Here is an 18,699-nt window from a genome sequence, read left to right as displayed (position 1 = left end):
GTCACACGCGCGGGAAGCGTTCGATCCGGTAGAGCGTGGGTTCGGCCAGGATGGGCTCCAGCGCGTCGGCGATCACCCCGGCCCAGCGCTCCACACCCTCCGCCGTGGCGATCAGATCCTGCCGGACCTCCAGCAGCACGTTCGGCAGGCCGGCCGGGGTCGCGTGGGTCTCCACGGTTCCGCCCGTGGTGGTGCGGCCGGAATAGGGTTCGTTGTCGCCGACCACCCAGCGCCCGTCGCTGCGCAGCCGGTCGATCAGCGGCACGGGGATGCGCGGGTCGCGGTCCCACAGCACGCCGATGTGCCAGGGCCGCGCCACGCCGCGCATCACCGGTGTGAAGCTGTGGACGGACACCACCGCCGGCACCACGCCGGCCTCCCGCTTGCGGGCGATCGCCGCGGCAACTGCGTCCTGGTAGGGGGTGAACAGCGCGTCGATCCGGCGCTGCGCTTCGGCCCGGTCGATGGCGCGGTTGGCCGGGATCACCACATCGTCGCTGACCACGGGGATCGCCGTCGGATCCTCCAGGTCGCGGTTGGGGTCGAGGATCAGCCGCGAATAGCCGGACAGCACCGCCATCGCGTCGAACCGCTCCGACAGCCGGTGCGTCAGGTCGGCGGCGCCGATGTCGTAGGCGATGTGGCGCCGGAACTGCGCCTCCTCGAGCCCGAGCCGGCCGAGCGATCGCGGCACCGCCGCCGAGGCATGGTCGCAGACGAGCAGGACCGGCGACCGCCCCTCCGGGTTCAGGACCGTCACGGGCGGCGGGTCGCCGGGGCCGAGCAACGGTGGCGGCGGCGCCGAGCGGCTCGGCATCGGTGCGGTGACAGGACGTTCGTGTTCGGCCGGGCGGCAGGGGGATCGGGACGACATCATGCCATCATGAACACGTGGTCGATCGGCTGGTTGCGCCACAGGGCGCCGACGACGCGACCCATCTCACGGCCGGGGCCGGATCGGTTTCCCGACCCGGCCCCGGTGTTTTGCTGGTGGACTGTGATTTGGTGGAGACGCCTCCTGGCATCACACTCCTGTTTCCCGTATCGACATTCTTACGCTCCTGTCTGACGAACAGCAGCAACGTCTGTCCGGCGCCTGTGTTCGACCAAAGCTTTATGCCTCACAAGCCAGGATATTGGACCGGAACCACCCCGGTTTCAAGCCCAAAGCGGCCGTCGGTCCTGTCGTCCGGCTCCTGCAAAGAAGAATAGCGGATATGTTAGAATAAACACTTAACGTCGCTCAGCACACCGGCACCGATTGCTGAGGCGCCGCGTCACGCTCCATCCGCGATGAGACCGGCGGCATCAGTATTATCTCGATGGCGTCATCGCTGGGCGTACAGTCGCTGAGCTGCGCCAACACCATTTCCTCATTCAGAAGAACCGCTTGCCGATGCGAGCCGGCCTTGCTGCTCCAGAGGAGCTCCGGCAGACAGTGAGTGGTGCAATTGTATTGCAATACAATTTTTATCTTTTCTGAGAAGTGGGCAGGACGATACTGCTGACTGCTGCCAGCCTTGACCATAAGGCTTTGTTTTATTTTAACTTTTACATTTCCACCTTTTGGAATACTGATGCTCCAGGCTTCGTTGATGCCCTTTTCATCGATGCGTACGCGGCCCCGCTCCTCCAGTTTGTTGACGCCACCGATGTCGACAGCTTCCAGCCATCCCATGGCGTCCATAGGGGGATCGAGCAGATCGTCCGGCTCGAACTCGATCATCAGTTTCAGCTTGTCCGGAACACTCACGTCTTGAATGAAATTACGATTGATCGATTCATGAGTGATGATCACGTCGTAGCATTTCCGCACCGGGTCATAAGAATTTACTGTGTATTTCCGCAATGTCTCCTGACAGTAATATCCTGTCTTTTGAATTTCCCTAGCTAGATATTCGATGGCATCGGGGTTATCGACACCAAACAAGTGGGCAACGCGTTGCTTGAAATGCTCCTTCGACGGATTATGAATCGAAATCACCAATCCGACGATCCCAAATATAAAAAATGCGGCTAGACCCGCTGTCCATGACTGGTAAAATCCATACCAGAATGACGCGCCTTCTCCTGTCGCCGTCCCGACGGCCACCTTCTGCGCAAAGAAATATGTCAGCCCGCAACCGAAAAGAATGGCCAGCACGATGAGGAGCACCTGCCAGCGGCCCAGCAGCGAATATTTGGCCCGCGGCAGCACGCGGAGGAATTCCCGCGCGGTTTTCATCTCATAGAACCGCGCCAGTACGGCTCCGACTCCAAACGCGAAAAAGGGCAGGAAAGCCCAGGCGACGAAAAAATCGGCATGCAGCCATGAGGTGACGTAGCCTCCCGAAACGGCGGCCACCGCAGCGATGGCGAGATAGAGGAAGGCTGTCGCCGCATCCACCGCCAAGCACAAATAGCCGAGCGCGAACATCGTCAAACCAAGGGCTGCAAAAATCGGAACCGCATCCACCATGGCTTCCAGCTCGCTCCATCATTCCGCCGGGAAAGGACGTATATTGCCAACACCACGCCGCAAAAGCCACATTGCCCGTTCGCGCTGATCGCTTGACGTGTTCAGCGTGCTGGAATACCCGGCGGAAACGACCGTTCATGTCGGCAATCGCTGTCCCGCCTTTCCCTTGCCGACGCGAGCGGATTTCCCATGCACGCCCCAACGCGCCCCCTCCTCGCGCTCGTCCTGCTGCTGACGGCCGGCTGCGGGCCGCTCTACAGCACCAGTTACGACCTGACCCCACCGACCTCGGTGGAGGGGCGGGGCTGTGCGGCGCAGTGCGAGACGGCGCGCCACGCCTGCGGGCGGAGCTGCCGGATGGAGGAGCGGCTGTGCCGGATCGAGGCGCGGCACGACGCCATCGAGGACTACCACGACTATGTGCGCGAGAGGACGCGCAAGGGGCGGGAGATCAAGCGCTCGCCGGAGTCCTTCGACAGGGGCTGGAGCTGCAACGCCTCCGCCTGCGAGTCGGACTGCGGCGGGCAGTTCCGCAACTGCTTCGCCGGCTGTGGCGGGCTGGTGGAGGAGCGGCGGGTCTGCGTCGCCTTCTGCGACGGTGCCGCCATGCGTTGACACCGGTGGTCGGCGCACCCGCATGACGGTATAACCGCGGTCATCATGACCGTCGCCCCCGCCGCCACCGCCGCCGCGCTCGCCGACCGCACGCAGAAGATCGCGCTCGCCGCGCTGATCGCCGGCGCCATCGGCATCGCCTTCTCCCCCATCTTCGTGCGGCTGTCGGAGGTCGGGCCGACCGCCACCGCCTTCTGGCGGGTGGCCTTCGCGGTGCCGGCGCTGTGGGTGTGGATGTCCATGCAGTCACCGGGGCAGCCGCAGGGCCGTGCCCGCAAGCCGCAGGGGCTGCGCGATGCGGTGCGGCTGTGCACGGCCGGGCTGTTCTTCGCCGGCGATCTGGTGGCCTGGCACTGGTCCATCGCCTTCACCTCGGTCGCCAATTCCACACTGCTGGCGAACTTCGCGCCGATCTTCGTCACGCTCGCCTGCTGGCTGCTGTTCAAGGAGACCTTCAGCCGCACCTTCGTGCTGGGGTTGGCACTCGCCCTCCTGGGTGCCGTGGTGCTGATGGGACAGAGCGTCAATCTCGGCATGAACCACCTGTTCGGCGACGGGCTGGGCATGCTCACCGCCGTCTTCTACGCCGGCTACATCCTGTCGGTGGGTCGGCTGCGCGCGGAATTCTCCACCGCCACCATCATGACCTGGTCGAGCCTGACGACCGCGGTCGCCGTGCTGCCGGCCGTGCTGGTCTCCGGCGAGAGCCTGATCCCCGCCAGCGCCTACGGCTGGGGCATCCTGCTCGGGCTGGCTCTGTTCAGCCACGTCGGCGGGCAGAGCCTGATCGCCTACGCCCTGGCGCATCTGCCGCCGGCCTTCTCGTCGGTCAGCCTGCTGGTGCAGCCGGCTGCCGCCGCGGTGATCGCCTGGGTGCTGCTGGGAGAGCCGCTGGGCCCCTGGCAGGCGGCGGGCGCCACCGTCATGCTCGCGGGCATCCTTTTCGCGCGACGCGGGTCGCGCTAGCATTGCGCACTCACCCGCTTCGATGCCATCGGAGCGGGCGACGCCGATCACCACGACATCGACCATCACGGCGGCGGCAGGGGACTGTCCCGAAACACCGCCCGCCAACCCGGAGGAACCGCCCGTGTCCGACATCCCACCGGCCCCCGGCCCGGATCCGACCCGGCGCATCTCCGATTGGGTGGCGGAACAGCTACTGGGGAAGATCGCCCGCGGCGAGATGGTGCCGGGCGAACGGCTGCCGGGCGAGCGCCAGTTGGCCGAGCAGCTTCACGTCAGCCGGGTGTCGGTGCGCGCCGCACTGCAGCGGCTGAAGACCCAGGGCTTCCTGACCGCGGTCCAGGGCGGCGGTACGCGGGTGGTGTCGTCGGCCGGGGCCATGGACGCGGCACTGACCGCCATGGTGCGCTCGCAGCTCGACAATCTGCTCGATCTGGTGGAAATCCGCATCGCTCTGGAAACCTGGGCCGCGCGCCGCGCCGCGGAGCGCGCCACGCCCGAGCAGGTCGCCGCCATGGGCAAGGTGCTGGCTGGCATGGCCGAACCGGCCGACCCGCGGCAGCGCGCCGCCGACGACATGGACTTCCATCTGGAGATCGCGCGCGCCGCCGGCAGCCCGGTCTACCTGCACATCCTGGCGACCATCCGCGACATCCTCGACCAGATGGTGGAGTTCCACCACAACGAGCCCTTCGCCCACGGGCAGGAGGCGCTGATGCTGGACCACCACCGCGCCATCTTCCGGGCGATCGAGCGACGCGACCCCGACGGGGCCGCCGCCGCGGTGTCCGCCCATCTGTCCTGGGTGCTCGGCTGGTACCAGAAAATACGCAGCCGCACGCCGGCGTGACCGAAAGCCGTCATCCACTGTTGGCGGGCGTGTCATCATCCGGTATCACCAATGGCGGTATGATGGTCAGGCCAATCTCGGCCCCGTCCCTGTGACCGCCCTGTTCAACGGCACCATGAAGGCCCCCCGATGAAACGCAAAGGCAGCTCGATCCGCCGCTTCCGCCTGACGAAGATCGTCGCCACGCTCGGGCCGGCCTCGAATTCCCCCGAGATGATCCGGGCGCTGTTCGAGGCGGGGGTTGATGTCTTCCGCTTCAACTTCTCCCACGGCAGCCACGCCGACCATGGCGAACGCCTGCGCTTCGTCCGCCAGCTCGAGGAGGAGGAGGGCCGCCCCATCGCGGTGATGGCCGATCTCCAGGGGCCGAAGCTGCGCATCGGCCGCTTCGCCGACGGCCCGATCAAGGTCGGCCCCGGCCACCGCATCCGGCTCGACCTGTCGACGGAGCCCGGCACCGAGACGCGCGTCGGCCTGCCCCACCCGGAAATCTTCGCGGCCATCAACGCCGGCACCGACCTTCTGGTCGATGACGGCCGGGTCCGTCTGCGCGTCGAATCCTGCAGCGCCGAGCACGCCGACACGGTGGTGGTCAGCGGCACCAAGCTGTCGGACCGCAAGGGCGTGAACGTGCCGGGTGTGGTGCTGCCGCTGTCGCCGCTGACGCCCAAGGACCGCGAGGATCTCGCCTTCGCGCTGGACGAGGGGGTGGACTGGGTGGCGCTCAGCTTCGTGCAGCGGCCGGAGGACGTGGCGGAGGCGCGGCGCCTGATCGCCGGACGCGCCGCCCTGCTCAGCAAGCTGGAGAAGCCGTCCGCCATCGAGCACCTGGAGCGCATCGTCGAGCTGTCGGACGGCATCATGGTCGCCCGCGGCGACCTGGGCGTCGAGATGCCGGCCGAGGACGTGCCTCCGATCCAGAAGCGGATCATCCGCGAGGCGCGGATCGAGGGCAAGCCGGTGATCGTCGCCACCCAGATGCTCGAGTCGATGGTCGGTGCCCCCGCCCCCACCCGCGCCGAGGCGTCGGACGTGGCGACCGCCGTCTATGACGGGGCCGACGCCGTCATGCTGTCGGCCGAGACCGCCGCCGGCGAATACCCGGTCGAGGCGGTGTCGATGATGGACCGCATCGCGCGGCGCGTGGAGCACGACCCGCTCTACCGCACCATCATGGACGCCCAGCACCCGAACCCGGAAGCGACGGCGGCCGACGCGATCACCGCCGCCGCCCATCAGGTGGCGGACACCATCCAGGCCGCGGCCATCGTCACTTACACCACGTCCGGCTCCACCACGCTGCGCGCGGCGCGGGAACGGCCGGCGGTGCCGATCCTCTGCCTGACCTCCAGCATCTTCACGGCGCGCCGGCTTCAGCTCGCCTTCGGCGTGCACGCGGTGAACACGTCGGACGTCTCCAACTTCTCTGAGATGGTGCAGAAGGCGACCCGCATCGCGCACGACGACGGCATCGCCGAGGACGGCCAGCGCCTCGTCATCACCGCCGGTGTGCCCTTCGGCACTCCCGGCAACACCAACATCCTGCGCATCGCCTGGGTGGAGGCGCCGTAACCGCGCGCCTCGGCGTCGGGTCCAACGTCCGGACCCGACGCCGACGCTCCTACATCGGCACGCCGGCCGTCTGGCGGCGGAGCTGGCTCACCTGATCGCGGATGCTTGACAGGTGGGGGTTGATGGCCAGCGCCGCCTCGAAGGCGCGGATGGCACCCTGTGGCTGGCCAATGGCGACATAGACGAGGCCGAGCCCGGCCAGAGCCGCGAAATGGCGCGGTTCCAGAGACAAGGTGCGGCGGATGTCGGCGACCGCCTCGTCGTACTCGCCGCGCAGATAGTGGGTGTTGGCCCGCTTGTTCCAACCCTCGGCATAGGCGGGATCGGCCTCGACCACCCGGTCGAAACAGTCCAGAGCCTCGTCCAGCGCGTCGGCCTGGAGGAGCTCGACCCCCTGGCGCATCAACGTCAGCACCTCGCGGCCGGGGTGATCCAGCCAGATCGTCCAGATCTCCGTCTCCACCGCGTCGGCCGCCCCGTCGCTGGGCGCCGTCCGCAACTGGTCGAAAAGATTGTCCAACCTCCGGTCCCCGGCGCAGGCCGGAGCGGAGAAGCCGATGATGGCGGCGAGGGCGAGGATGAGGCTACGGTATCGCATGCCACGAAGTTGGGGGCGTTTCCGCCACGCCGCCAGCGCATCTTAGGGAGTGTTCCTTCGGTGACAGGATTCAACCCTCCGGCGTCGTAGGGCATAGCCTCCCCTACCACTTTGCGGCAGAGCCGACGATCCGTGGCGGCGGAGGTGCCCGGTGAACTTCGCGGCCTCCCGCGGGTTATCGGAAGACGGATCGTGAAGCGGGAGGAGCGGACGCCATGCAGCAGCGCTGGCCGGAACGGCTGTGGATCGTGCGCCACGGTGAAAGCGCCGGCAACGTCGCGCGCGACGCCGCGCACGCCGCCGGTCTTGCCCGCATCGACATCGGCGAACGCGACGTGGATGTGCCGCTGAGCCCGCTGGGCGAACGGCAGTCGGACGCGCTGGGGCGCTGGTTCGCCGCCTTGCCGGAGGGGGAGCGGCCGGAGGTGGTGCTGACCTCCCCCTACCGCCGGGCCTTGCGCACCGCAGAACTGGTGGTGGGTGCCGGCCGGCTGCCGGTGGAGCAGCCGGACTTCGTGGTGGACGAACGCCTGCGGGAGAAGGAGTTCGGTGTGCTCGACCGCCTGACCCGCTCCGGCATCGTGGAGCTGCATCCGGACCAGGCGGAGTTCCGCCGCCTGCTCGGCAAGTTCTACCACCGCCCGCCGGGCGGGGAGAGCTGGTGCGACGTGATCCTGCGGCTGCGCAGCGCTCTCGACACCGTCAGCCTGCATCACGGCGGTCGCCGCGTGCTGATCATCGGGCATCAGGTGGTGGTGCTCTGCCTGCGCTACCTGCTGGAAGGGCTGACCGAGCCGGAGATCCTGGCGATCGACGCGGAGGGGGACGTGGCGAACTGCTCGGTCACCGAGTACGCCTTTGATCCGGAGGCCGGCAAGCAGGGCGGGCTGGTGCTGCGCCGCTACAACATGGTGGCGCCGCTGGAGCGCGCCGGGGCGCCGGTCACCTCCGAACCCGACGCCAATGTGGCCGCCCGATGAGCGGTGCCATGGACATCACCGAGGCGCTGCTGCGCGGCATGCCCCTGCCGCGGCCCGACGAGGACGGCGACAAGGACCGGCGCGGGCAGGTGATGGTGGTGGCCGGCAGCGTCGAGGTGCCTGGTGCCGCCCTGCTCGCCGGCATCGCCGCACTTCGCGCCGGGGCCGGCAAGCTCCAGATGGCGACGGCGCGCAGCGTCGCCGTGCCGCTCGGCCTCGCGGTGCCGGAAGCTCTGGTGATCGGGCTGCCAGAGACGCCCGATGGCGGCATCGCCCCGGAAGCCGGGGCGGAGCTGGCGCGGCGCGCGCGGCGCTGCGGCGCGGTGCTGGTCGGCCCCGGCATGACCAACGGAGCGGAGAGCGCCGCCCTCACCGGGGTCCTTCTCGACAGGCTGGATGGGCCCGCCCTGGTGCTCGACGCCGCCGCGCTGAGAGGCCTGACGGACAGTCGGGAGCGGCTGCACCGCCACGCCGGCCGCGCGGTGATCACGCCGCATGCGGGCGAGATGGCCTCACTGCTGGGGATCGAGCGCGAGGCGGTGGCCGCCGATCCCCGCGGGACCGCGCGCCGCGCCGCGGCCCTGCTCCAGGTCGTCGTGGTCATGAAGGGCCCCTGCACGGAGATCGTCACCCCGCAGGGGGAGGCGTGGCGCTACAGCGGCGGCACGGTCGGGCTGGCGACCTCCGGTTCCGGCGACACGCTGGCGGGGCTGGTCGCCGGGTTGCTGGCGCGCGGGGCGACGCCGCTCCAGGCCGCCGTATGGGCGGTCCACCTGCACGGGGAGGCGGGCAACCGGCTCACCCGCCGTCACGGGCCGCTCGGCTTCCTGGCCCGCGAGCTGCTGGCGGAGGTGCCGGGGATCATGGCGGCCCTCTCCGATCCGGTCGGAGGGGAAGCGGTCAGCTCAGAACCTCCCAGGTGATGCGGGCCGGCTCCTCACCGGTACTGCGGGAGCCGATCACGATCTCCCCCGTCCGTCCGAGCTGTATCTTGTCCCCCTTGTTGAGGACGCGCGGCTTCTGCTGTGCGGTGATCAGTTCCGTGCCGTTGCGGCTGAGGTCCTCCAGGACAAAGCCCTCCCGCTCCACCCGCACCACCGCGTGATGGCGCGACGCCGATGCAAGGTCGAGCAGGATGTGGCAGTCGTGGCTGCGCCCGATGACGATCTCGGTGCCTGCGTCGGGGATCACGCAGCGATGGCCGTGGTAGGACAGGGCGAGACGCGCCGGCACCCTCGGCCCGCCGATGTCCACCGTGTCCGCGGTCAGCACACCCTGCTTCGGCAGCGGCGGATGGCTGTTCATCATGGACATGCGTGCGACCAGGGCGTCGGCCAGTGCCCGCGGGACGCCGGCCTTGCGCAGGCGTTCGCCCATGCGGCGCCGCGCCTCCTCCGCCTCGACCCCGATCGGGGCGAGTTCCGACGCGGTCTGAGCCTGCTCGAAGATGCCGGCGACCAGCCCGATCACGTAGCTGATCCGGCGGCGCCCGACCGGCGACGCGCCGAGATCGAGCAGATAGCCCAACCGGGCCGCCGGGGTGCTGAACCGCCCGGACAAGCGGCTGACCGTCTCCTCGAACGGCAGGTCGTTCCCGTTCACCGCCAGGGCCAGCTTCGCCCGCCGCGTCAATGCGGACGCCATGTCCGCCCCGCCGCGGAATCCGTCCGCCGTCGCCAGACGGTCGGCGATCATGTGGAACGCCTTGGACTCCGCGGCCGGTCCCTGCTTGGAGAGCGGGTGACGGGCGTCGAGCGCCCCCGCGATCCGGTTCAGAATCGCCTGCTCCAGCTTGTCGAAGCCGCCGCCGGCCGAAGCCCGGGACAGCGCGAGCAGATCCTCGGTGTGCGGCAGCCGGTCGTCCAGATCGCCATGCACCACCGCGATCAGGCTGAGCAGGGCGGAGGCGAGATCGGGGGCATAGCCGATGAGCGCGCGCACCGGCTCGCGCCCGTCCATGATCTCGGCCACGAACTCGTCCACGACCCGCACGGACTCGCCGTCGTCCTCGTCATGGAAGCGAAGCACCGCCCGCAGCTTGGGTCCCCATTCGCGGTACGGCTCCAGGTGGGTGGAGAAGGCGTGGGTGACGATGCGGTCCCGCTCCTCCGCCGGCCGCGAGGCCGCCGCCGCCAGCAATCCGGCCGTGCCGCCGGTGGCCAGGGCGCGGTCGAAGCCGGCGAGGTCGGCCGCACCCTCCTGCGCCAGCTCCTTCAGCCGGACGAACCAGCGTGCCAGCTCGTCCTGCCGGTCGAACAGCTTCACGCCAAGCGCTTCCGACTGGAGGGTGGCGAGGCGCGACAGGGCCGGGTTGAACAGCGTCGCCTCACGCTCGAGGTAGCGGAGCTGCATATAACGGTGAAGCTGTTCCGCCGGGATCACCTGCTGGTCGTCCCAATAAGCGCGCAGCAGCCGAAGCAGAGTCATCCGGCTGTTGAAGCCGTAGACCTGGAGCACGTCGCGGCAGGGTGCGGCCTCTTCGATGTGGGATATGGTCGTGACCTTGCCGCCACCGGAGTAGGCCTTCTCGAAGACCGTTTCCTCTTTCCCCGCCTGGTTCGTGCGGACCACGCGGACGGCCGTGAAGCGCGCCTGGGCCAGCAGGAACTTGGCGCGGTCCATCGCCAGCGCCTCGTCATCGAACACACCGTCGATGCTCGGCCGGCCCTTGAGCTCGACCACCACCTCGTATTTCATGGGGCGGTGACGGGAAATCATCGCGCTGGTTGTACCCTTGGGGACTTCACCATTTTGAATCAAACCACAGCATCAGCGCCCCCGCAAGCGCCGGCACACCCCGGTCTGCGCAAAGACACGGAAGAAGGGGCATTCGACATGTATGGTGTCGGCATGCCTATCCGCCTTCTCATCGTCACCGTCGCCCTTGTGCTTTCCCTGTCCGGCTGTGCGGCGACTGCCGCCGCGCCTCAGACGGTCGAGCATGGGTTCCCGCCCGAGGCCGTCGGCGCCTTGCTGTTCGAGCTGGACAGCGGGCGGGCGCTGGAACAGTACCGCGCCGACTTCACCTTCGCCCCGGCGTCGGTCGCCAAGCTGGCCACGGCCACAGCGGCGCTGGCCGTTCTCGGTCCGGACCACCGCTTCGCCACCGCGCTGCACGCCACCGGTCCGGTGCGCGCGGGCGTGCTGGAGGGCGACCTGATCCTGCACGGCGGCGGCGACCCGGCGCTCGCCACCGAGGATCTGGCGGATCTCGCGCACGGTTTGGCGGCAAGGGGGGTGCGGCGGGTGGCCGGGCGCTTCCTGTACGACGCGACGGCGCTTCCGGAGTTTCCGGAGATCGATTCCACCCAGCCATGGGTGGCCGGTTACAACGCCGGGATCGGCGCCCTGTCGGTGAACTTCAACCGCTTCCTGCTGGCCTGGGAACGCCGGCCGGACGGCACGACGGACGCCGCCGCCTGGGCGGTGTCGGACGCCGGGCGCCACCGGCTGGACAGCGTGCGGGTGGACGTGCAGGCCGCCGGACCGCGCGCGCTCTACCCCGAGCCGGACAAGACGGGGGAGCGTTGGCGGCTGGTGCCCGCTCTGGCTCCTCCGGCTCGCAGCTTTTTGCCGGTGACAAAGCCCGGTGCGGCCACCGCCGCCCTGTTCCGCCGCGTCGCGGAGGAGTCGGGGATCCGCCTGCTCCGCCCGGCGGCCGGACGCCTACCGGCTGGCGCCACCCCGCTCGTCGTTCACCAGAGCCCACCCCTGCCCGAGCTGGTGGCCGGCCTGTTGCGCTGGTCCAACAACCCCACGGCGGAGTTGGTCGGGCTGGCGACCGCCCGGTGGCTGGCCCCGTCCGTCGCAACCATGGCGGAATCCTCCGCGATGGTGGACACGCGGCTGCGCGCCTTGGCGCCCGACGTGGATTGGAGCGGCTTCCGCCTGGCGAACCACTCCGGCCTGTCGTCGGAGTCGCGGGTGACCCCGCGGCAGATCGCCGCCGTGCTGCGGCTGGGAGGCCCGGCGCTCTGGGCACTGCTGCCCCCCAAGGGCGATGATTCCTCGGGGCCGGCCGCGATCCACGCCAAATCCGGGACCATGGCCTACGCGCGCGGCTTGGCCGGCGTCCTGCGTGCGGCATCCGGTCGCTCTCTGGGCTTCGTCGTCTTCGTCGGCGACCCCGCCGCCCGGCAGGCGCTGGACGCGACGATGGACCGCGGCAGCAACGCGATCCCCCCGGCCGCGCGTGACTGGTTGAATCGTGCACGGGCGCTGGAATCCGCCTTGATCAGCGACTGGATCAGGCACTACTGAACGCGAGGTAGTATCGACATCGTTGTATATCCCGCGCAAGTTAAGTAAAATGCCACTGACCACCGGACGGAGCGTTCGAACCAGCATGCCGCCCATGATGCAGAGACGTCCTCGTCCGCATGGGGAGCCGGACACCGCGGCCAACCGCTACCACGACACCGCGCTCGGCGCCGAGGTGGTGTCGATCGTGGTCGGCGGCTGCGTGGTCAGCGACGACCCGCGGGTGGTGATCACCACCACGCTGGGGTCCTGCGTGGCGGCCTGCCTGTTCGACCCGGTGGCTGGCATAGGCGGCATGAACCATTTCCTGCTTCCCGATTCCGGGGACGACCGGCTCTCGGCTTCCGCCCGTTACGGCAGTGCCGCCATGGAGCAGCTGATCAACCGGCTGCTGGCCGCCACCGGGCGGCGCGACCGCCTGCGGGCGAAGGTGTTCGGCGGGGCCAGGGTGAACAGCCTGCAAAGCTCCATCGGCGAGCGGAACGTCGAGTTCGTGATGAGCTATCTGGCGCACGAGGGCATCCCGACCATGAGCTGGGACGTCGGCGGCGCCTCGGCCCGCGCCGTCCGCTTCTACCCCACGACCGGCCGCTCGCAGCGCCGCCTGATCGGGGACGAGCCGTTGGACCACATCGCGCGGACGGAGGCGCGCTTCATGGAACGCCTGCGCACCAACCCGATCGACGGCGACATCGAACTGTTCTGACGGGCCGGGCTGGTCTACAACGGCGGCGATGCTGCACGGCCTGTCACGTCTGCTCTCCGACATCACCGGCCGCGGCCTTGACGAGGCGGCGGTCTACCGGCGGCCGGGCCTGTACACCGCGCCGCGGGCGCTGGTGCCGGCGCGGGGCATGCTGCACTGCCCGGTCTGCGGGCGGCGGGCCAGCCGGTTCCTCCCCTTCGGGCTCGGCGGGAGGCCCAACGCGCGCTGTCCCGATTGCGGCTCGCTGGAACGGCACCGCTTCCTCTGGCTGTTCCTGGACGACCGCACACCGCTGCTGCGCCGCAGGCTGCGGCTGCTTCACACGGCCCCGGAACCCTGCCTGGAGGCCCCGCTCCGGGCGCGATACGGGCGCGGCTACGTGACGGTGGACCGCTTCAACCCGCACGCCGACGTGCAGGCGGACCTGACCGACCTGCCCTTCCCCGACGCGTCCTTCGATGCCGTGCTGTCCAGCCATGTGCTGGAGCATGTGCCGGACGACCGGGCGGCGTTGCGCGAGCTGGCGCGGGTGCTGAAGCCGGGCGGCGTCGCCGTGCTGCTGTTCCCCTACGACCCGCGCGGGACCACGCGGGAGGACCCGGCCATGGACACGCCGGCCAAGCGGCTGGCCGCCTACGGCCACCCCTACCATTACCGCATCTACGGCACCGACACGCCGGTGCGGCTGGCGGCGGCCGGGCTGGAGAGCGTGACGGTCGACTCCCGCCGCCTGTTGTCGCCCCACCGGCGGCGGCGGCACCGTGTCAACCGCAACCACCTGTTCCTGTGCCGCCGGCGGAGCTGACCGATGGGCCGATCCTTCCGCATCGCCACGTTCAACCTGGAGAATCTGGACGATCGGGAGGGCGCGCCGCCCATCGTCGAGCGCGCCGCGATCCTCCGCCCGCAATTGCTGCGGCTGAATGCCGACATCCTCTGTCTGCAGGAGGTGAACGCCCAGCGTGCCGCCAAGGGCGAGCCGCGACGGCTGGCGGCGCTCGACCGGCTGCTGGAGGACACGCCCTACGCCGGCTTCCACCGCACCGCGGGCAACCCGCCGAAGCTGGCGGAACGGCACAACCTCGTCGTCGTCAGCCGCTGGCCCATCGCCGCGGCGCGGCTCTACCGACATGATCTGGTGCCGGCGCCCCTGGTCCGGCTCGCGACCTCCGACCCGCCGCGCACCGCTCCGGAACCGGTTCCCTGGGATCGTCCGGTGCTGCATGCGGAGGTGGAGCTGCCCGGCGGTCACCGGCTGCACGTGTTCGACCTGCATCTGCGGGCCCCCATCGCGTCACCGGTTCCCGGTCAGAAGGACGGGCCATTCACATGGCATAGCGTCGGAGGCTGGGCGGAAGGCTTCTATCTGGCGTCGATGAAGCGCGCGGGTCAGGCGCTGGAGACGCGGCTGGCGGTGGAGCGGGTGTTCGACGCCGATCCGGGTGCGCTGATCGTGGTGGCCGGCGACTGCAACGCCGACATGGAACAGACCCCGGTGCGCATCATCCGCGCCGATGTGGAGGAGACCGGCAACGGCCGCCTCGCCGCCCGGACGCTGGTGCCGGTGGAGCGGTCACTGCCGGAGGAACGCCGCTATTCCGTGCTTCACGGCGGGATGGCGGTGATGCTGGACCATCTGCTGGTCTCGCGCGCCCTGCTCGGCTGGTTCCGCGGGGCGGAAATCCACAACGAGGCCCTGAGCGACGAACTGGTCGCCCAGGCCATGTCCGCAGCCTCGCCGGAGAGCTACCACGCACCGGTCGTGGCGGACTTCGAGATGCCCGAGGGGTGACGGCGGTTCCGCACGTCCCGCTCAGCTCGGCTTGCTGTTGTGCTTGTCGCTGACCGGCTGCACCGGGTTCTGTTGCGGCTGCGGCTGCGGCTGCTGCTGTTGCTGTTCCTGCGTCGGCTGCTGGGCGGCCGGGGGCTGCTGCTCCTGCCGGCGCTGTTCACGCTGCTCGCGCTGCTTCGACCCGGCCTTCAGGTCGCTGTACACGGCCTTGGTGATGTCCATCAGTTCTTCGCGCGACAACCGGCCGATCAGCGCATAGGCGAGGGTGCCCTCGACCCAATAGAAGGTCGCCACGTCGCCCTGCTGGGCGAAGCTGAAGGACCCCTCCTGCGCCGGCTGCGCCGAGCCGGCGAACAGCGTGATCCGCTTCCCCTGCTCGTTTGCATACATGTACTGCGCGCCGGCGCCCTGGTCGATGGGCAGGGAACGGCCACCGATCAGGCGGTAACCGACCTTCGACAGGTCGGGCCCGAACACGTCGCGGCCGACGCGCTGCGACAGGAAGCTGTCCAGCGCGTAGGGGTCGTCGGCCCCCATCTCCACCTGGAAGCGCTCGTCGGAGGTGTAGAAACGATGGGCCTGTGCCGCCTCCGCCGCGAAGGTCTGGAGCGCCGGGCGCTGCTGCTGGACGACCTGCGCCGGCGGCGGTGCCACGCTGCCACGCCCGAACCAGCCGCCGGTGGCACCACCGACCACCAACACGATGGCCGCGGCCATGCGCACCCAGGCACGCGCGTGCCAGGGTGGCGCGTTGTCGTTGCCAGCCAGCCGGCCGTTGAGGCGGTGGGTCAGATCCACCACCTCCTGGCTCGGCTGCTCGCGCAGGACCGGATCGAACAGCTCGTGCAGAAGCGCGGCCTGCGCCCGGTAGTCCTCGACCCGCCTGGCCAGTTCCGCATCCTCGGCGAGACATCGCTCGACCGCGACCCGGCGCTCACCATGCAGGTGTCCGTCCACATAGGCGTGCAGGTCTTCGTCTCGTACCCGATGAGCTTCCATCACTTCACCCGTCGGAGGGTGACGCCACCCTCGTTGCTCAGCTTCGTCCGGACGGCCTCCCGCGCCCGTGAGAGGCGCGACATCACCGTACCGATGGGGACGCCGAGCGTCTCGGCGACCTCCTCGTACTTCATGCCCTCCAGCGCCACCAGCAGCAGCACCTGCCGCTGCTCGACCGGCAGGTCGTCGAGCGCGCGCGACATGTCGCGCAATTCGATCCGTTCCTCCTGCCGGGCCGGTGTGACCAGCCTGGACTCCACCGCCTCCACGGGCACCTCGTCGGGCCGGGAGGCGCGGGAGCGGACCTGATTGACGTGGACGTTGTGCAGGATGGTGAAGAGCCATGCCCGCAGGTTCGTCCCCGCCTTGAAGCTGTCGGCCCGCGAAACGGCACGGGTCAACGCCTCCTGAACCAGATCCTCGGCGTCCGCACTGTTGCGGAGCAACGAGCGCGCGTAGCGCCGAAGCGACGCTATGTGAACTTCCAGTTCGACCCCGAACTTGCTCAACCGCGCACCCTCGATTTCCGGGGGAGCCATGGTTGGAATGGCCCCACCATCAGGTAGGAATGCACGGCGTCCGTTCCCAGAGCGACCGGAGGATCCGGTATCACTGGAGCGAACGCGTGCCCCCTATCGTTTATTCCAATCCTTGTCAGCCGTGCATCAGAAAATCGGCGGCAAGATGGCGTGGCCCGACCGGGCACCCCCAAAATGACACCGCCGCGTCCCTTCGGAACGCGGCGGCGGCATCGAACGGACGTGGGTGGCAGTGATTACGCCGCGGCGCCCTCGTGGCTCTTGGCATAGCCCAGCGTCTTCAGGGCGTCGGCGATTTCCGGCAGGATTGCCGGATCGTCGATGGTGGCCGGCATCTTGTAGTCCTGGCAGTCGGCGATCTTCTGCATGGTGCCGCGCAGGATCTTGCCGGACCGCGTCTTCGGCAGGCGCTCCACGACCACCGCGCGCTTGAAGTCGGCGACCGGGCCGATCTGGTCACGCACGAGCTGGACGACCTCCTTCACGATCTCCGCGTCGGGCCTGTTGACGCCCATCTTCAGCACGACGAAGCCGAGCGGCACCTGCCCCTTCAGGTCGTCGGCGACACCGATGACCGCGCATTCCGCCACGTCCTTGTGGGAGGACAGCACCTCCTCCATGGCCCCGGTGGACAGGCGGTGGCCGGCGACGTTGATGATGTCGTCGGTGCGGGACATGATGTAGACGTAGCCGTCGTCATCGATGAAACCCGCGTCCCCCGTCTGGTAGTAGCCGGGATAGTCGGTCAGGTAGGACTTCAGGAAGCGCTCGTCTGCACCCCACAGGCTGGGCAGCGTGCCCGGCGGCAGCGGCAGCTTCACGCAGATGGCGCCGATGTCCCCGCGCGGCATCTCACTAAGGTCGGGCGCCAGCACCCGCACGTCCCACCCGGCCATCGGCCGCGTGGCCGAGCCGTACTTGATGGGGAAGAGATGCACGCCCAGTGGATTCCCGCTGATCGCCCAGCCCGTCTCCGTCTGCCACCAATGGTCGATGACGGGCACCTTCAGATGCTCCTCCGCCCACTGCAGCGTGTCGGGGTCCGACCTCTCGCCGGCCAGGAACAGGGCGCGGAAGCCGGTCAGGTCGAACTTGCCGATCCACTCGCCGTTCGGGTCCTCGCGCTTGATGGCGCGGAAGGCGGTGGGGGCGGTGAAGAGGGTCGTGACCTTGTGCCGCTCGATGGTGCGCCAGAAGGTGCCGGGGTCGGGCGTGCCGACCGGCTTGCCCTCGAACACGATGGTGGTGTTACCGTTCAGCAGGGGCGCGTAGACGATGTAGGAGTGGCCGACCACCCAGCCCACGTCCGACGCCGCCCAGTACACCTCGCCGGGCTTCACGTTGTAGATGTGCTTCATGGTCCACTTCAGCGCCACCGCGTGGCCGCCGTTGTCGCGGATCACGCCCTTGGGCTGGCCGGTGGTGCCGGAGGTGTAGAGGATGTAGAGCGGATCGGTCGCCTCCACCGGCACGCAGTCGGCGGGCACCGCGCCCTTCAGCGCGTCGTTCCAGTCCACGTCGCGGCCGGCGACCAGTTCCGCCGTCTCCTGCGGGCGCTGATAGACGATGCAGCGTTCCGGCTTGTGCTCCGCCTGCTCGATGGCGGCGTCCAGCATCGGCTTGTACTTCACGATGCGGTTCGGCTCGATGCCGCAGGAGGCGGACACGATCAGGCGCGGCTTGGCGTCGTTCAGGCGGGTCGCCAGCTCATGCGGGGCGAAGCCGCCGAACACCACGGAATGCACGGCGCCCAGCCGCGCGCAGGCGAGCATCGCCACCACCGCCTGGGGGATCATCGGCATGTAGAGGATGACGCGGTCGCCTTTCTCCACCCCCAGCCGTTTCATGGCGCCGGCGAACAGCGCCACCTGGTCGCGGAACTCCCGGTAGGTGATGGTCTCGACCGTGCCGGTGACCGGGCTGTCATAGATGATCGCCGGCTGGTCGCCGCGCCCCGCCTCGACATGGCGGTCGATGCAGTTGTAGGCGGTGTTCATCACGCCGCCCTTGAACCAGCGATAGAAGGGCGCCTTGGAATCGTCGAGCACCGTGTCCCAACGCTTGATCCAGGAGATTTCCTCGGCCGCCTCGCCCCAGAATCCCGCGGGATCGCTGAGGGAACGGGCGTGCATCTGGTTGTAGAGCTCCGCGGAAGATTGGGTCATCGGGGGCGTCCCATATAGTTCGTTAACTGCGCATTCCTCCGTACCACGCGCAATGATGGATCGCGCGCGGCGCATGGCTACTGTGCATCCACGCGTGCGCCGATGCAAAGAAGAAGCGGGGGTGCGGCGGGCTGCCGCAGGGGTGTGGTGGAACGGCTGGGCTTGATCGGGTATAGTCGAACAACGTACCGACGAACGG

Annotated in this window: 17 protein-coding genes; 10 read left to right on the top strand and 7 right to left on the bottom strand. The window is 68.9% G+C overall.

Going from position 1 to position 18,699, the window contains the following annotated elements; all coding sequences use genetic code 11:
* Position 1 precedes the first annotated feature (1 nt).
* Both HL658_RS03195 and HL658_RS03190 read right to left on the bottom strand, forming a co-directional pair.
* The gene (locus tag HL658_RS03195) at positions 2-760 is read right to left on the bottom strand and encodes an N-formylglutamate amidohydrolase (protein WP_343054987.1); all 759 of its coding nucleotides are present in this window, start codon (positions 758-760) and stop codon (positions 2-4) included.
* A gap of 483 nt (positions 761-1,243) precedes the next feature.
* A complete protein-coding gene (locus HL658_RS03190) occupies positions 1,244-2,458 on the bottom strand; it encodes a YoaK family protein (protein ID WP_180280423.1) in 1,215 nt (404 codons plus the stop codon).
* Between the two features lie 189 nt (positions 2,459-2,647).
* Between HL658_RS03190 and HL658_RS03185 the strand changes: the two genes are divergently transcribed.
* From HL658_RS03185 to pyk, 4 genes are all read left to right on the top strand, one after another.
* The gene (locus HL658_RS03185) at positions 2,648-3,073 is read left to right on the top strand and encodes a hypothetical protein (protein ID WP_180280422.1); all 426 of its coding nucleotides are present in this window, start codon (positions 2,648-2,650) and stop codon (positions 3,071-3,073) included.
* A 45-nt stretch (positions 3,074-3,118) separates the two neighbouring features.
* On the top strand, positions 3,119-4,039 hold the full coding sequence (locus HL658_RS03180; protein ID WP_180280421.1) for a DMT family transporter: 921 nt from the start codon (positions 3,119-3,121) through the stop codon (positions 4,037-4,039).
* A 124-nt stretch (positions 4,040-4,163) separates the two neighbouring features.
* Positions 4,164-4,889, top strand: a complete 726-nt coding sequence (locus HL658_RS03175) for a FadR/GntR family transcriptional regulator (protein WP_343054986.1) — start codon at positions 4,164-4,166, stop codon at positions 4,887-4,889.
* Between the two features lie 129 nt (positions 4,890-5,018).
* Positions 5,019-6,461: a pyruvate kinase gene (gene pyk, locus HL658_RS03170; protein ID WP_180280419.1), complete on the top strand. Its 1,443-nt coding sequence runs from the start codon at positions 5,019-5,021 to the stop codon at positions 6,459-6,461.
* A gap of 49 nt (positions 6,462-6,510) precedes the next feature.
* Here pyk and HL658_RS03165 read toward each other — a convergent pair whose 3' ends face one another.
* Positions 6,511-7,059 carry a tetratricopeptide repeat protein gene (locus HL658_RS03165; RefSeq protein ID WP_180280418.1) on the bottom strand — a complete coding sequence of 183 codons (549 nt, stop codon included), beginning with the start codon at positions 7,057-7,059 and terminating at the stop codon, positions 6,511-6,513.
* A gap of 215 nt (positions 7,060-7,274) precedes the next feature.
* Between HL658_RS03165 and HL658_RS03160 the strand changes: the two genes are divergently transcribed.
* Both HL658_RS03160 and HL658_RS03155 read left to right on the top strand, forming a co-directional pair.
* A complete protein-coding gene (locus HL658_RS03160) occupies positions 7,275-8,039 on the top strand; it encodes a histidine phosphatase family protein (protein ID WP_180280417.1) in 765 nt (254 codons plus the stop codon).
* An 8-nt stretch (positions 8,040-8,047) separates the two neighbouring features.
* Positions 8,048-8,962, top strand: coding sequence for an NAD(P)H-hydrate dehydratase (locus HL658_RS03155; RefSeq protein ID WP_246337252.1), 915 nt, complete (start codon positions 8,048-8,050; stop codon positions 8,960-8,962).
* Here the strand turns inward: HL658_RS03155 and HL658_RS03150 are convergent.
* Positions 8,940-10,736 carry an FHA domain-containing protein gene (locus HL658_RS03150; protein ID WP_246337251.1) on the bottom strand — a complete coding sequence of 599 codons (1,797 nt, stop codon included), beginning with the start codon at positions 10,734-10,736 and terminating at the stop codon, positions 8,940-8,942. The two genes, HL658_RS03155 and HL658_RS03150, sit on opposite strands and share 23 nt — an antisense overlap.
* 153 nt (positions 10,737-10,889) lie before the next feature.
* Here HL658_RS03150 and dacB point away from each other — a divergent pair, with 153 nt between their 5' ends.
* The 4 genes from dacB (at position 10,890) to HL658_RS03130 (ending at position 14,797) form a co-directional block, all read left to right on the top strand.
* Positions 10,890-12,299, top strand: a complete 1,410-nt coding sequence (gene dacB / locus HL658_RS03145; protein ID WP_180280414.1) for a D-alanyl-D-alanine carboxypeptidase/D-alanyl-D-alanine endopeptidase — start codon at positions 10,890-10,892, stop codon at positions 12,297-12,299.
* A 94-nt stretch (positions 12,300-12,393) separates the two neighbouring features.
* Positions 12,394-13,005, top strand: coding sequence for a chemotaxis protein (locus HL658_RS03140; RefSeq protein ID WP_246337250.1), 612 nt, complete (start codon positions 12,394-12,396; stop codon positions 13,003-13,005).
* A gap of 28 nt (positions 13,006-13,033) precedes the next feature.
* Positions 13,034-13,810 (top strand): class I SAM-dependent methyltransferase, encoded by a 777-nt coding sequence (locus HL658_RS37610; protein ID WP_180280412.1) that lies wholly within the window; start codon positions 13,034-13,036, stop codon positions 13,808-13,810.
* Between the two features lie 3 nt (positions 13,811-13,813).
* Positions 13,814-14,797 carry an endonuclease/exonuclease/phosphatase family protein gene (locus tag HL658_RS03130; protein WP_180280411.1) on the top strand — a complete coding sequence of 328 codons (984 nt, stop codon included), beginning with the start codon at positions 13,814-13,816 and terminating at the stop codon, positions 14,795-14,797.
* 21 nt (positions 14,798-14,818) lie between these two features.
* Here the strand turns inward: HL658_RS03130 and HL658_RS03125 are convergent, their stop codons facing one another.
* From HL658_RS03125 to HL658_RS03115, 3 genes are all read right to left on the bottom strand, one after another.
* Positions 14,819-15,796 carry an anti-sigma factor family protein gene (locus tag HL658_RS03125; RefSeq protein ID WP_180280410.1) on the bottom strand — a complete coding sequence of 326 codons (978 nt, stop codon included), beginning with the start codon at positions 15,794-15,796 and terminating at the stop codon, positions 14,819-14,821.
* Positions 15,796-16,335, bottom strand: coding sequence for a sigma-70 family RNA polymerase sigma factor (locus tag HL658_RS03120; RefSeq protein ID WP_425485312.1), 540 nt, complete (start codon positions 16,333-16,335; stop codon positions 15,796-15,798). The genes HL658_RS03125 and HL658_RS03120 overlap by 1 nt, the downstream gene beginning before the upstream one ends.
* 236 nt (positions 16,336-16,571) lie before the next feature.
* Positions 16,572-18,500 (bottom strand): propionyl-CoA synthetase, encoded by a 1,929-nt coding sequence (locus HL658_RS03115; RefSeq protein ID WP_180280409.1) that lies wholly within the window; start codon positions 18,498-18,500, stop codon positions 16,572-16,574.
* Positions 18,501-18,699: the final 199 nt, after the last annotated feature.

Source organism: Azospirillum oleiclasticum, assembly GCF_013423485.1.
Taxonomy (GTDB): Bacteria; Pseudomonadota; Alphaproteobacteria; order Azospirillales; family Azospirillaceae; genus Azospirillum; species Azospirillum oleiclasticum.
The sequence above is the reverse complement of the archived record's forward strand: the minus strand, read 5'-3'. Positions and strand labels throughout refer to the sequence as shown.